Genomic DNA, 12196 nt, shown 5'->3' on the forward strand with positions numbered 1-12196 from the left:
CCAACCAGCAAGCACCGACACACTCGAGGTGAGGCGCTCCCGAGCGAGTCGCTGGGTGAGGCACAGTAGGTACATGATCGCGTACGGCTTCAGTGAATACGGCGGACCCGACACCGAATACCTTCTGGACCTACCCGTTGCGGAGCCGGGACCTGGACAGATTCTCGTGGCGGTCCACGCCGCCGGGGTCAATCCTGCCGACTGGAAGGTGCGGGCGGGCAATCGCAAGGACACCGTGCAGATCACCTTGCCCGCGGTTCTGGGTCGGGAAGTATCGGGCACGGTCGTGTCGACCGGTGCCGGTGTGGCCGACTTCTCGGTGGGCGACCACGTGTTCGGAGCCACCGCCTCGGGACATGGAGGCTATGCGCAGTACACCGTGCTCAACGCGTCGAGCACGGCCCACAAGCCGGAGGCCGTCTCGTGGGCAGCCGCCGCCACCCTGCCGGTGGCTGCCGGGACCGCACACGACGCGCTGCGCCGGCTCGCCGTCGGCACGGGCGATTCCATCCTGGTGCTCGGGGCCGGTGGCGGCGTGGGTTCGGCCGTTCTGCAACTCGCGCGCGCCGACGGTATCGACGTTCTCGCCGTCGCGAGTGCAGGCAAGCGGGAGTGGATCGAGAGCCTCGGAGCCGAATTTTTCGCCTCTGGCCTCCACTTCGTCGATTCGATCTCGCGACCGGTGAACGGCATCGTCGACCTCGTCGGAGGCGAGACGTTGCGTGCTGCCGCGACCGCTGTGACGGCGGGGGTACCGATCGTGAGCGTCGCCGACCCGATGCTCGCGGCGCAGTGGGGCGGTTCCGGAGTCGATCGCGACCGCACCACCGCAGCGTTCGCGCGGCTGGCGGACCTGACCGCGTCGGGCGTCATTCGTCCGCGTATCAACCATGCCTTCCCGCTCGAGCGTGCGGGTGAGGCTCTCGCCCTCGTCGAGGACGGACACGTGCTCGGCAAGGTCGTGGTCGAGGTTCGCTGACGCCGGGTGCGGGTGAGCGGATCGCTGTCGGTACCTTCCGGCACACTGCTGTCGCGAGGGACCGATGACCGAGTACGAAGATCGACGATGGGGCGTGCGTGAGAAAGCTGTGGGTAGCGGTACTGCTGGTGATCGCTGCGGCAGTGATGGCTGTGTTCGGCTCGTGCGACCGGCCCGTCATCCCCGGTTTCTCCCCCGCCGAACCGGCTCCGGGTAGTCCCACTCGCACTCAGATCGAGCAGTTGCTCGCCCAGGTTCGTGTGGTCGCCGCCAGGCCCGATGCCCTCGGCTACGAGCGTGGATGCAAGAGCGGCGAAGGGTGTGTGTTCGGCCCGGCGTGGACGGACGACTACGACGGGCCGGGTGGTCACGACGGCTGCGGTACCCGCGACAACGTCTTGGCGCTGTCGATGACCGAGGTCGAGTTCCGCGCAGGCACTCGCGACTGCGTCGTGCTGTCGGGTTCGCTCGCGGATCCGTACTCCGGTGAGCCGATGCAGTTCACCAAGTCCGACGCCGGAAAGATTCAGATCGATCACGTCTACCCCCTGTCCGCTGCATGGGACATGGGCGCGAACACGTGGTTGCCCGACAAGCGCGTTCGATTCGCCAACGACGTGGCGTTCAATCTCCTCGCGGTCAACGGGGCGGACAATCAGAGCAAGAGCGACAAGACACCCTCGCAATGGTTGCCGCCGAACGCGGCCTACCACTGCTTCTATGCGGGCAAATACCTGTCGGTCGCTGCCCAATACGAGTTGCCGATCACGCAGGCCGATCAGAGTGTTCTCGCCTCGGTCGCCTCGACGTGCGCGGCGTAACGTCTCAGCGATGGCAACAGCACACCCGCGCAGCGTCCTCGACCGTGAGACACAGCTCTGTATGTCCCTGTCCGGCCGACCGAGCAACATCGGAACTCGTTTCCACAACTATCTCTACGACGAGTTGGACCTGAATTTCGTCTACAAGGCGTTCACCACCACCGACCTCGCCGCCGCGGTGGGAGGCGTTCGCGCGCTGGGCATTCGAGGCTGCGCCGTCTCCATGCCGTTCAAGGAAGACGTGATCGAACTGGTCGACGTGATGCAGGAGTCGGCGAGCGCGATCGAATCCGTCAACACGATCGTCAACGAGAACGGCGTCCTCCACGCATACAACACCGACTACCAGGCCGTCGCGAACCTACTCGCCGCGAGTGGCTTCTCGACCGACTACTCGGTGGCCGTCACCGGCAGCGGCGGCATGGCCAAGGCTGTCGTTGCCGCACTGCGAGATTCGGGATACACCCGGGGCACCGTCGTCGCCCGCAACGCGAACACCGGCCCGGCCCTCGCCGAGACCTACGGCTACGACTGGTCGGCCGCAGCAGTGGGCGCAGACCTGCTGGTGAACGTGACCCCGGTGGGTATGGCCGGCGGGCCGGACGCTGATTCGGCACCGTTCACCGAACAGCAGATCGACGCAGCGAAGGCCGTGTTCGACGTGGTCGCCATGCCGTCGGAGACGCCACTGATCGTTGCGGCCCGGGCGGCGAACAAGCCCGTGATCACCGGCGCTCAGGTCATCGCTCTGCAGGCGGCGGAACAGTTCGTTCTCTACACCGGAGTGCGGCCGTCGGACGAACAGATCGCGCGCGCATCGGAGTTCTCGCGCAGCTGACTCACAGGTGCTGCCACCGGGGCTTGTTGGCGTAGGCGTACCGGTAGTACTCCGCAAGTGCGAGCGACGACGCCGCGGCCTCGTCCAACAGCACCGTTGCGTGCGGGTGCCATTGGATCGCCGAAGCCGGACAGTGCGCCGACAACGGCCCCTCGACGGCTGCCGCCACCGCGTCGGCTTTCGACTCCCCCGTTGCGATCAACACCAGGTGGCGCGCCTCGTCGATGGTGCCGAGACCCTGCGTCAGTACGTGATGCGGCACGTCCTCGGGCGAATCGAAGAAACGGGCATTGTCGACGCGAGTCTGTTCGGTCAGCGTCTTCACCCGCGTCCGTGATCTCAGTGATGATCCGGGCTCGTTGAAGCCGATGTGTCCGTCGGTGCCGATTCCGAGGATCTGAACATCGATGCCGCCTGCGGCTGCGATCGCCGCGTCGTACCGCTGTGCCTCGGCCGCGATGTCGTCCGCTTCGCCGTCGGGCGAGAACACTGCGGCGTCGTCCAGATCGACGTGGTCGACGAAGTTTTCTCGAATGAACGAGAAGTAGGACTGCTCTGCTGTTTTCGCCAGTCCGATGTACTCGTCGAGCAGGAAGGCTCGACATCGCGCGAACGACAGGCCGTCGTCCCGATGCCGTCGCGCCAATTCGCGGTACGTGCCCACCGGGGTGGACCCGGTTGCCAGTCCCAGTACAGGAGTGGAGCCTGCGGAACGACCCAGGGGCGCAGGAGTGGAGCCTGCTCTCGCGACTCGTGCGACTCGTTCGACGATGTCGGCGGCCGTTCGATTCACTGCGTCGGCCCCCTCGAGGATCACGACCTCCATCTAGCTGTCCTCTCCGATTGCTGTTCCGCCTCTTATCACCTGTAACGGCTCGAACGCCGCGTCGACCACCAGCACGTCGGCTCTCATGCCCTGTTCGAGGCAACCGACGTCGGAACCGAGGCCTATCGACGCCGCCGGAGTCGACGATGCAGCCCGAACCGCATCGACCAGTGGCACACCGGCGTCCAGCACGGCGCGGCGCAACAGGTCCAGTACGGTCGCGGTTCCGCCCGCGATAGGAGCGGTCTCGGAATCTGCGTCGCGGGACAACCGTGCGACCGAGTGGTGGACGGTCACATCCAGTGGCCCGAGCCGATAGCGGCCGTCCGGCATACCGGCCGCGGCCATCGCGTCGGACACCAGCGCGATCCGTGCGCCACCGACGAGATCGAACACCGCGCGCACGGTCTCGTCGGCGAGGTGCACTCCGTCGCCTATCAATTCGAGCACCATCACGCTGCGCGCCGCGGCAGCCAAGCACTCGCTCACCGGACCCGGCGACCGATGATGCCAGGTCGGCATTCCGTTGAACAGGTGCGTGGCCGTCATCGGACCGTCCCCCAGCGACTCGATACCGCGTCGAGTGGTGAGGGCATCGGCGTCCGTGTGCCCGATGCTCGGGAGTATTCCGTTCTCCCGCAACATCTCTGCGATGGCGGTAAAACCGTCGATCTCGGGCGCAAGGGTCATCGACTGCACCGCTCCCCGGCCCGCGCTCAGTATGTCGCGGAGCAGTCCGGGATCTCCGCTGCGCAGCGACGCCGGATCCTGTGCGCCGCAGCGGGCGACCGAGAGGAACGGCCCCTCGAGGTGGACTCCGGCGATGTCACCGGACTCGTACAGATCGGCCAACAGCGACGTCTGCGTGATCAGCCGTTCCGGCGGTGCCGACACCAGTGAGGCGAGCATCGTCGTTGTCCCGCGGGAGCGGTGATGCCGTACCGCCGTCATGAGATCGATGGCCGGTGAATCCGGAAAAGAGGCCCCCGCTCCACCATGGCAATGCAGATCGACCAACCCGGGCAGGATCGTCGAATTCGTCTGCGGTACTGCCTCACCGGGCCACGCCGATGCAGGTCCGACCCACGAGATCCGGTCTCCCGTCGACGCGAGAACTCCGTCCTCGAGCACCTGGTCGCGCGTGACGACCCGCCCGCGGTGCGTCGTCGTAGTGGATGCGGTCATGCCCGATCGGGTTCGAGCACTGCGTCGTCCTCACGTCCGGGGGTGCGCAGGTTCCACTTCTTGATGACGAAGCTGAACAAGAAGTAGTAGATCACCGCGTACACCAGGCCGATCGGGATGAGCAGCCACGCCTTGGTGGCGATTCCGTAGTTCAGCAGATAGTCGATGCCGCCGGCGGAGAAGAAGAAACCGTCGTGGATCCCGAGAGCATTGGTCAACGCCATCGAGGTTCCGGTCAACACCGCGTGAATGATGTAGAGCGGCCAGGCCACGAACATGAACGAGTATTCGAGCGGCTCGGTGATGCCGGTGACGAAGGCAGTCAGGCCGGTGGACAACATGATTCCGCCGACGATCTTCTTCTGCGACGGCTTTGCGTTGCGGTAGATCGCGAATGCCGCAGCGGGAAGAGCGAACATCATGATCGGGAAGAATCCGGTCATGAACACTCCGGCGGACGGGTCGCCGGCGAAGAACCGGTTCAGATCGCCACGGACCAATTGGCCGCCTGCATCCTGGTAGTCCCCAACCAGGAACCAGACGACGGAGTTCAGAATGTGGTGCAGCCCAGTGGGAATGAGCATGCGGTTGGCGAAGCCGTAGATTCCGCTGCCCACCACACTGTGGTCGGCGACGGTGTTGCCCACCCACTGGAGAGCGCTGTAGAAGAGCGGATAGACGAACGACATTATTACGGCGACAACGAGACCGGTGATCGCCGTCATGATCGGCACCAGACGACGGCCACTGAAGAAGCCGAGATAGTCCGGCAGCTTCTGTCGATAGAAGCGCTGCCAGAGAATTGCCGAGAGCAGTCCGATGACGATGCCTGCCAATACGCCGTAGTCGATCACGGCCGGGTCTCCGTTGGCATCGACCTTTCCGTCGAGCACGACCGGCGACATTGCCGTGAAGACGCCGTTCATCACCATGTAGCCGACCACCGCTGCGAGCGCGGTCGAACCATCGGACTTCTTGGCCCAGCCGATGGCGATACCGACTGCGAAGATGAGGGGAAGCCAGGTGAACACCGCCTGACCCGCGGCGGAAATGACCGCAGCGGTGGTCTCCAGTGCGCTGAATCTCCCCAGCAGGTCATCCTGACCGAGCCGCAGGAGAATTCCGGCGGCGGGCAGAACAGCGATCGGGAGCATGAGGCTGCGTCCGAACCGCTGCAGCCCGGCCAATGATCGAGATTCCTTCTTCGGCTCGGTATCGATCGAGTCCGTCTTCTTCGGGGTCATGGCGACCTTCTCTTCGAGGCTGGTCCTTCGAGGGCGATTTCGCTGTTGTGACCGGGTGCCATCAGGGGTACTGTCCGGTCATTACCAGTTGTAGTTTGGCCAGGTGGCAAGCACATGTCAACCCGGCCGTGTGATCCACCCGACAGACATACGCCGACAGAAAGCGGGAACCCCACATGTCCAAAGCGGACGCGATCGTCGAAGGCCTCGGCGGTGCCGACAACATCGTCGAGATCGAAGCGTGCATCACTCGGCTGCGCACCGAGGTCAAGGACGGGTCGTTGGTGAACGAGGCAGCGCTCAAGGCGGCAGGTGCCCACGGCGTCTTTCACAAAGGAACCGCAGTTCAGGTCATCGTCGGCCCCGAAGCGGACACGCTCGCAGAAGACATCGGCGACATCCTGTGAGCGACGCCAGGGTGATCCTCAGCCCTGTTGCCGGCCAGGTCATCTCACTCGCCGACGTGCCGGACCCGGTGTTCTCGGCGCAGATGGTCGGCTCCGGTGTCGCGCTTCGCCCGGCCCCGAACGACGGGTCGGTCGAGGTTCGTTCGCCGGTCGCGGGCACGATCCTCAAACTCCATCCGCACGCGTTTGTCGTCTTTACCGAGGACAAGGCTGGTGTGTTGGTGCACATCGGTATCGACACCGTGAAAATGAAGGGCGCGGGCTTCGAACTCGTTGCAGCAGAGGGTGATCGAGTCGAGGCAGGCGACCTCGTCGTCACCTACGATCCCGCAGCGATCGCGGCGGCGGGCTACTCGGATGTCGTTCCCGTCGTCCTGATGGATTCGAAGCCGGATTCGGTGACGAGTGCGAACATCGACAACACCGTGGCAGTGGGCGACCTACTGTTCGAGCTGCCCTGATCTCACCGGCGCTGCGGGGTGCGTCGCCCGCCTTCGACTTCCATCGACAGTTGATACCGATCGCAGCGGTACCAGCTCTCGGTGTGTTCGAGCGGCTCGTCGCCGCTGAAGGAGACTCGGTCGAAATACAGCACGGGGGCACCGCGCTTGGTGCCGAGCAGGGTGGCGGTATCGCTGTCGGCCGCAGTGGCTTTGACGGTCTGCTCGGCCCGGTCGATGGTCAACCCGTAATGGATCTGTACGGCCTCGTACACCGATTTGCTCAGGTCGTGCTCGATCAGGCCGGGAAGCAAGGAAGCCCGGTACCACGCGTCGTCGACGCTGACCGGTTCGGCATCGGCCAGTCGTAGACGTTTGACGTGGTAGGTCTGTTCTCCGTCGGCAAGGCCGAGAGCACGAGTCGTTGCCGCCGAGGGGCTTTCGAGCCGCGCGAACAGCACCACCGTGGTGGGCGTCAATCCTTGCGCGCGCATCTCCTCCGAGAACGACGCCAGGTGCAAACGCGACTGCACGGTGCGACTGGCCACGAACGTGCCCTTGCCACGGACCCGCACCAGGTGTCCGTCGTTGACGAGCTGGCCGATGGCTTCGCGAACGGTGATGCGGCTGACGCCGTAGTCCTCCATCAGTTTTCGCTCGCTGGGCATCAGATCGCCGGGTTGCAGCTCCTTGGTGCAGCGGTGCAACAGGATTGCGCGAAGCTGTTCGTGCTTCGGGACCTGACTGTCCCTCAGATGTACGGGCATCACCACTGCGCCGGCCTTTCCGTCACTCGCCGAACCAGCGGTACGGACTGGTCCGGTCCAACCCAGAGACTACGTCACGTCGAGGGTGCCCCGACAGCATTCGGCCACCGACGCCTGGCGCGACTCGGCTCGATGGGAAACGACGCGACAGGCGACGGCCCACAGTGCATCATCGTCAGTCGTGACCACTGCCGACGCCTCCGACGGACCGACGCCGCTCTCGACCCCCATCAGCGCAGGAATCGTGGCCTCACTGGTCGGCTTCACCAGCTCGTTCGCCGTCGTGCTGACGGGCCTGCGGGCGGTAGGTGCAAGCCCGACAGAGGCGGCCTCCGGCTTGCTGGCACTGTGCGTCACCCAGGCCGTGGGCATGATGTGGCTCGCGCGCAGATACCGACAGCCCATCACGCTGGCGTGGTCGACGCCGGGCGCTGCACTGCTCGCCGGAACCGGTGTGGTCGTCGGAGGGTGGCCCGCCGCGGTGGGTGCCTTCGTCACTGTCGGGGTGCTGATCCTCCTGACGGGCCTGTGGCCGAGACTCGGCGCGCTCGTCTCGAGAATTCCGGTACCACTCGCGCAGGCAATGCTGGCCGGAGTACTCCTTCCGCTCTGCGCGGCACCGGTCGTCGCCTTCGCCGACTCCCCCGCCCAGGTAGCTCCGGTGGTACTCGTCTGGCTCGTCGTACTTCGGTTCAATGCACGCTGGGCAGTTCCTGCAGCATTCGCCGCGGCGGCGGCGGTCATCGCGGCCGACTTGATCGGCGGCGACACCCCCATCGCGGCCTCGGATCTGATTCCCCGAATCGACTGGACGGTTCCGCACTGGAGCTGGCAGGCCACAGTAGGTATCGCGGTGCCGCTGTACATCGTCACGATGGCGTCGCAGAACATCCCCGGCACCACGGTCATGGCATCGTTCGGGTTCCGAATTCCTTGGCGTGCGTCGATGACCGTCACCGGAACCGGCACTGTCCTCGGCGCATTCGCCGGCGGTCACACGATCAACCTCGCCGCGATCAGCGCTGCGCTCTCGGCGAATCCCAGTGCCCATCCGGACCCGAAGCGGCGATGGGTCGCCGCATTCTCCGCCGGATCCTCCTACCTGGTGCTGGCACTGCTGTCCACGGCCCTGGCGACCCTGGTTGCCGCAGCTCCCGCAGGTGTGGTGGAAACCGTTGCCGGACTTGCCCTGTTGGGAACTCTCGCGGCGTCGTTGTTCGGCGCACTCGAACATGCGTCGGACAGAGAAGCAACGGTTCTGACTTTCCTCGTCGCTGCGTCCGGCCTGACATTCGCAGGAATCGGCTCCGCGTTCTGGGCCTTGGTCGTCGGTCTGGTGGTCCGAGCAATCCTGCGTCGGCAGTCCCCGGCGATGCCCGCTACCGACGCCACTGGTTAGGGTCACGTTCATGACCGATCAGGTGAACCCCGGGCCGGAGTTGTCGCATGCATCGGACTTTCCGGCACTGTGGCCCGTGACGACGCGATGGGACGACAACGACCACTACGGCCACGTCAACAACGTCACCTACTACGCGTATTTCGATACCGCTGTCAACGGTTGGTTGATGGAGACGACGGGACTCGATATCCGGACACTGCCGGCGATCGGTGTCGTCGCCGAGACCTCGTGTCGATACCTGTCCGAGTTGAGCTTTCCGGATCGCCTTCAGGTGGGCCTGGCCGTCGAGAAGCTCGGCACCCGAAGCATCGTGTACTCGCTCGGGTTGTTCCGCGAGGCCGGCGACGATGCGTTGGAGTTGGCGGCGAGGGGTCGATTCGTACACGTGTACGTCGACGGAGTCACTCGCAGACCGGTGGCGATTCCGCCCGAAATCGAGAGCGCCGCTCGCACTCTGGTGATCGGGACCGCGTCGATCTGACCGACTACAGGCCGATCTCGTCGGCTGTACGCAACGCCCTGGTGACGATGTCGTCGATGAGCGTCGTGGTCGGCCCGCCTGCCACGGCCCGGTTTCGCGAATCGGCTTCCATCCGGCGCATGACGCCTTCGGCGATGATCGAGAGCTTCCACAGCGCCAGCACCTGCCAGAATCCGACATCGGAGACGTCACGCCCGGTGTGCTGCGCATACGACTCGACGAGCTCGGCCCGTGTAGGAAAGCCCGGCAGAGTCGACGCCATGAACGGACCGGCGACCCCGTCGTCGGCTTGCGGCCAGTAGGCCAGCAGGCCGCCGAGGTCCGCCAACGGATCTCCGAGTGTGCACAGCTCCCAGTCGACGACCGCGGCGACACGGCCGTCTTCGCGGGCCGTGATGACGTTGCTGAGGTGGAAGTCTCCGTGCACCAGAGTCACCTCGTGCTGCGGAGGGATGTTGGCTGCCAATCGAGTTGCCAGCGAGTCGATACCGGGTACGTCGCGAGTGCGCGAGGATTGCCACTGCTTGGTCCACCGGGCGAGTTGGCGAGCGGCGTACGGCTTGTGGCTGGCCAGATCGGCCAGACCCGAGGATTCCAGATCCACGCGGTGGATGTCGGACAGCGCCACCGTGAGGCCGAGCCCGATTCGGCGTCGGTGATCGGGGTCGAGTTCTTCGGCTACCGACACCGAGTCGACGACGATTCCGTCGACGAAACTCATCAGCACGAGCGGAACCTCGGACACCGAAGAATCCTCGGTGATCGCAATCATTTTCGGAACCGGCACCGCCGTGTTCTGCAGGCCCGACAGAATTCGATGTTCACGCACGACATCGTGTGCGGACGCCAACAGTTTCCCCAGTGGTGGACGTCGAAGTACCCAACTACTGCCACCGGCGTCACGAACCGCGTAGGTGAGATTGGACTGACCGTTGCCGATCCGATGAAAGGTGAGAGGCGAGGTTGCGCCGATTCCCAATCCTGCGATCCAGGTCGTTACTGCTTCTTCGTCCAGTCCCACTGCGCCCATAGAAGAACCCTCACTTCGCCGCGCGACACCGTTGTCGACTGCCGTCATCGGAATTCGACCGATAGTAGCGAAGCAGAACCTGCTCGGGTGCGAAGGACTCCAGACCCGGGACGAGTCAGCTGGCGCGCACGAACGCGGGGACCAGAGCCGGAGTAGCAGTTGCCGCGGCCGGCACCGCTGCGCCGTGGCGCTTGACCGCGATTTCGTCCACTTCACCGATGAGCATTGCTACCAACGTCTCCGGCTCGGCCGCCCACACCGAGGAGATGTTGCGAACCTCGGCGGGTGCGAAGAGGCCGCTGTTGGTGAGTGCATCGATCCACTCGGCGACTGCCTCGGCGGTAGGCTCGGGCACGGTGGACCGGTCGAGGGAATCCGCTTCGAACTCGTTGCAAAAGAACGCGCGGACCATGTCGAGCTGTCCCTGAGACATTGCGGTCATGTTCTTCTCCTTCGAGTTTCCGGCGTCCGTAGGTGTCGAGTACCCGATTCCGACGGGTTGTGACGGGTACCACGGCCCGTTTCCAGATCGTTATCGATGTGCCTGTAACGGTCGAATGCGGGTTTCCGATGCGGCTGAAACTACGCCCTTTTGGACGGTCTCGCCCAGGGTGAACTGGACTATGTGAGTATCGTCACATAGATAGACCCATCCAATCAACGCCTTGCAACGAAGTCATAGTTCGCTTCACGAAATGCTGTGACGGGAAACAATCCGAGGGCAAATGCCCAGCTGAGCGGACCGAGAGCCGCTCGAGGGTGCGCATCGGCGGCCGGTATGCGAGCGACGCCGATCCGACCCACTCGATTCGGTTGCAGGTGAGAGGACCGTTCGATCGATAGAAACCAGTCCTGACCCCCGATTGAATCATTGAAACCGACTTCGAGAATTTGACGGCGTGGTCACCGTTACCCGACACTGCATGATTCCGTACAGGCGGTCTGACGTGATCGAACCGTTACCAGAGCGACTATCAGCCGGTTCCCATGTTCCTCACATCCGGCGTTCAGCCGGATCGGGCACGGTGGCGCTCATGCCACCACCGAGCCTGGACTCCGGACCGATCCGCGCATCACCCGACGCCGGGACGCTCGCGGCGCCGCCCGGCACCACGAGCCGACCACGCCGGCGAGCCGTCGTCGCTCGCTTGGCCGTGTCCGGTGCCTCTGCGGTCCTGTTGCTGATCTTCCTGATGTGGGCCCCGCATGTCGCACCCTCGACGTCCGGGGAATCGACGACCGCCTCGGCACTGGCCGCTCACGTACTCGATGCGATCGATGTGACCGCGGTGTTGATCGCCGTCGCCGTCCTCGCCGTGGTGGCGCTGATACGCAAGCTGCCGTTCGGAATCGGGGTGGTGATCGCCTGCACCATCGGTGCCGTCGTGACCAGTGCGCTGGCTCGCGAGATCCTGGGAGCGTCGGTGCCGTCCGCAGACCTTCCGAACGGACAACTCGTCGCCGTGGTCTCCCTGCTCGCGGCGGCATCCATGGTGGCGTCCACAACGTGGCGGCCCGTGATCCTCGGTCTGGGAACCGTCGCAACGCTGGCGGTGGCGGCAGCTGCCCTGATCGTCGGATCCGCGTCCGTCACCGGGATAGTGAGCGCAGCATCGATCGTGTTCGTGTGGTGGCCTGTGTGCTCGATCGTCATGCTCTATTCGCCTGTCGCCGCTGCCCGTGAAGCTCGCAACCCACTCGACACGGCCGCTCTGGCCGTTCAACGCAAGATGGGGCGCTCCCGGTGATGAACAACCGGAACGCGCCCCATCGATA

General features: G+C 64.8%; 14 protein-coding genes. 8 read left to right on the forward strand and 6 right to left on the reverse strand.

Annotated features, from left to right (window positions below; all coding sequences use genetic code 11):
• Window positions 1-73: 73 nt before the first annotated feature.
• From AB0366_RS25560 to AB0366_RS25570, 3 genes are all read left to right on the forward strand, one after another.
• Complete coding sequence (locus AB0366_RS25560; RefSeq protein ID WP_366246459.1) at window positions 74-979, forward strand: NADP-dependent oxidoreductase; 906 nt, start codon at window positions 74-76, stop codon at window positions 977-979.
• A gap of 98 nt (window positions 980-1077) precedes the next feature.
• Entirely contained in the window at window positions 1078-1800 is a 723-nt protein-coding gene (locus tag AB0366_RS25565; protein ID WP_366246460.1) for an HNH endonuclease family protein, read from the forward strand.
• Window positions 1801-1810: 10 nt separating this feature from the next.
• Window positions 1811-2638: a shikimate 5-dehydrogenase gene (locus AB0366_RS25570; protein ID WP_366246461.1), complete on the forward strand. Its 828-nt coding sequence runs from the start codon at window positions 1811-1813 to the stop codon at window positions 2636-2638.
• A gap of 1 nt (window position 2639) precedes the next feature.
• Here the strand turns inward: AB0366_RS25570 and nagB are convergent, their stop codons facing one another.
• The 3 genes from nagB to AB0366_RS25585 are packed head-to-tail and all read right to left on the reverse strand — an operon-like array spanning window position 2640 to window position 5893.
• Window positions 2640-3464, reverse strand: coding sequence for a glucosamine-6-phosphate deaminase (gene nagB, locus AB0366_RS25575; RefSeq protein ID WP_366246462.1), 825 nt, complete (start codon window positions 3462-3464; stop codon window positions 2640-2642).
• Window positions 3465-4649 (reverse strand): amidohydrolase family protein, encoded by a 1185-nt coding sequence (locus AB0366_RS25580; protein ID WP_366246463.1) that lies wholly within the window; start codon window positions 4647-4649, stop codon window positions 3465-3467.
• The gene (locus AB0366_RS25585; protein WP_121873684.1) at window positions 4646-5893 is read right to left on the reverse strand and encodes a PTS transporter subunit EIIC; all 1248 of its coding nucleotides are present in this window, start codon (window positions 5891-5893) and stop codon (window positions 4646-4648) included. Before AB0366_RS25585 ends, AB0366_RS25580 begins: the two co-directional genes overlap by 4 nt.
• Window positions 5894-6069: 176 nt before the next feature.
• On the opposite strand from AB0366_RS25585, the gene AB0366_RS25590 reads away from it, so the two are divergent.
• Both AB0366_RS25590 and AB0366_RS25595 read left to right on the forward strand, forming a co-directional pair.
• A complete protein-coding gene (locus tag AB0366_RS25590) occupies window positions 6070-6300 on the forward strand; it encodes a glucose PTS transporter subunit EIIB (RefSeq protein ID WP_032393491.1) in 231 nt (76 codons plus the stop codon).
• Window positions 6297-6761 carry a PTS glucose transporter subunit IIA gene (locus AB0366_RS25595; protein WP_366246464.1) on the forward strand — a complete coding sequence of 155 codons (465 nt, stop codon included), beginning with the start codon at window positions 6297-6299 and terminating at the stop codon, window positions 6759-6761. The genes AB0366_RS25590 and AB0366_RS25595 overlap by 4 nt, the downstream gene beginning before the upstream one ends.
• 2 nt (window positions 6762-6763) lie before the next feature.
• On the opposite strand, the gene AB0366_RS25600 is transcribed toward AB0366_RS25595, so the two are convergent.
• Entirely contained in the window at window positions 6764-7510 is a 747-nt protein-coding gene (locus AB0366_RS25600; RefSeq protein ID WP_037193713.1) for a GntR family transcriptional regulator, read from the reverse strand.
• A gap of 178 nt (window positions 7511-7688) precedes the next feature.
• Between AB0366_RS25600 and AB0366_RS25605 the strand changes: the two genes are divergently transcribed.
• Both AB0366_RS25605 and AB0366_RS25610 read left to right on the forward strand, forming a co-directional pair.
• Window positions 7689-8906: a benzoate/H(+) symporter BenE family transporter gene (locus AB0366_RS25605; RefSeq protein ID WP_366246466.1), complete on the forward strand. Its 1218-nt coding sequence runs from the start codon at window positions 7689-7691 to the stop codon at window positions 8904-8906.
• A 10-nt stretch (window positions 8907-8916) separates the two neighbouring features.
• Window positions 8917-9390: a thioesterase family protein gene (locus tag AB0366_RS25610; protein ID WP_121873686.1), complete on the forward strand. Its 474-nt coding sequence runs from the start codon at window positions 8917-8919 to the stop codon at window positions 9388-9390.
• A 4-nt stretch (window positions 9391-9394) separates the two neighbouring features.
• On the opposite strand, the gene AB0366_RS25615 is transcribed toward AB0366_RS25610, so the two are convergent.
• Together AB0366_RS25615 and AB0366_RS25620 are read right to left on the reverse strand one after the other, a co-directional pair.
• Window positions 9395-10420: a phosphotransferase family protein gene (locus AB0366_RS25615; protein ID WP_121873687.1), complete on the reverse strand. Its 1026-nt coding sequence runs from the start codon at window positions 10418-10420 to the stop codon at window positions 9395-9397.
• Window positions 10421-10535: 115 nt separating this feature from the next.
• Window positions 10536-10862 (reverse strand): hypothetical protein, encoded by a 327-nt coding sequence (locus AB0366_RS25620; RefSeq protein WP_121873688.1) that lies wholly within the window; start codon window positions 10860-10862, stop codon window positions 10536-10538.
• Window positions 10863-11454: 592 nt separating this feature from the next.
• Here AB0366_RS25620 and AB0366_RS25625 point away from each other — a divergent pair.
• Window positions 11455-12168 carry a hypothetical protein gene (locus tag AB0366_RS25625; RefSeq protein ID WP_366246467.1) on the forward strand — a complete coding sequence of 238 codons (714 nt, stop codon included), beginning with the start codon at window positions 11455-11457 and terminating at the stop codon, window positions 12166-12168.
• Window positions 12169-12196: the final 28 nt, after the last annotated feature.

Origin of the sequence: Rhodococcus sp. NPDC076796, from assembly GCF_040702765.1 — a bacterium.
Classification (GTDB): domain Bacteria; phylum Actinomycetota; class Actinomycetes; order Mycobacteriales; family Mycobacteriaceae; genus Rhodococcoides.

Excerpts from the sequence above, each read along its gene's own strand:
- AB0366_RS25560 (WP_366246459.1), top strand. The coding sequence starts at position 74 with ATGATCGCGTACGGCTTCAGTGAATACGGCGGACCCGACACCGAATAC.
- AB0366_RS25570 (WP_366246461.1), top strand. The coding sequence starts at position 1,811 with ATGGCAACAGCACACCCGCGCAGCGTCCTCGACCGTGAGACACAGCTC.
- nagB (WP_366246462.1), bottom strand. The coding sequence starts at position 3,464 with ATGGAGGTCGTGATCCTCGAGGGGGCCGACGCAGTGAATCGAACGGCC.
- AB0366_RS25580 (WP_366246463.1), bottom strand. The coding sequence starts at position 4,649 with ATGACCGCATCCACTACGACGACGCACCGCGGGCGGGTCGTCACGCGC.
- AB0366_RS25585 (WP_121873684.1), bottom strand. The coding sequence starts at position 5,893 with ATGACCCCGAAGAAGACGGACTCGATCGATACCGAGCCGAAGAAGGAA.
- AB0366_RS25590 (WP_032393491.1), top strand. The coding sequence starts at position 6,070 with ATGTCCAAAGCGGACGCGATCGTCGAAGGCCTCGGCGGTGCCGACAAC.
- AB0366_RS25610 (WP_121873686.1), top strand. The coding sequence starts at position 8,917 with ATGACCGATCAGGTGAACCCCGGGCCGGAGTTGTCGCATGCATCGGAC.
- AB0366_RS25615 (WP_121873687.1), bottom strand. The coding sequence starts at position 10,420 with ATGGGCGCAGTGGGACTGGACGAAGAAGCAGTAACGACCTGGATCGCA.
- AB0366_RS25620 (WP_121873688.1), bottom strand. The coding sequence starts at position 10,862 with ATGACCGCAATGTCTCAGGGACAGCTCGACATGGTCCGCGCGTTCTTT.
- AB0366_RS25625 (WP_366246467.1), top strand. The coding sequence starts at position 11,455 with ATGCCACCACCGAGCCTGGACTCCGGACCGATCCGCGCATCACCCGAC.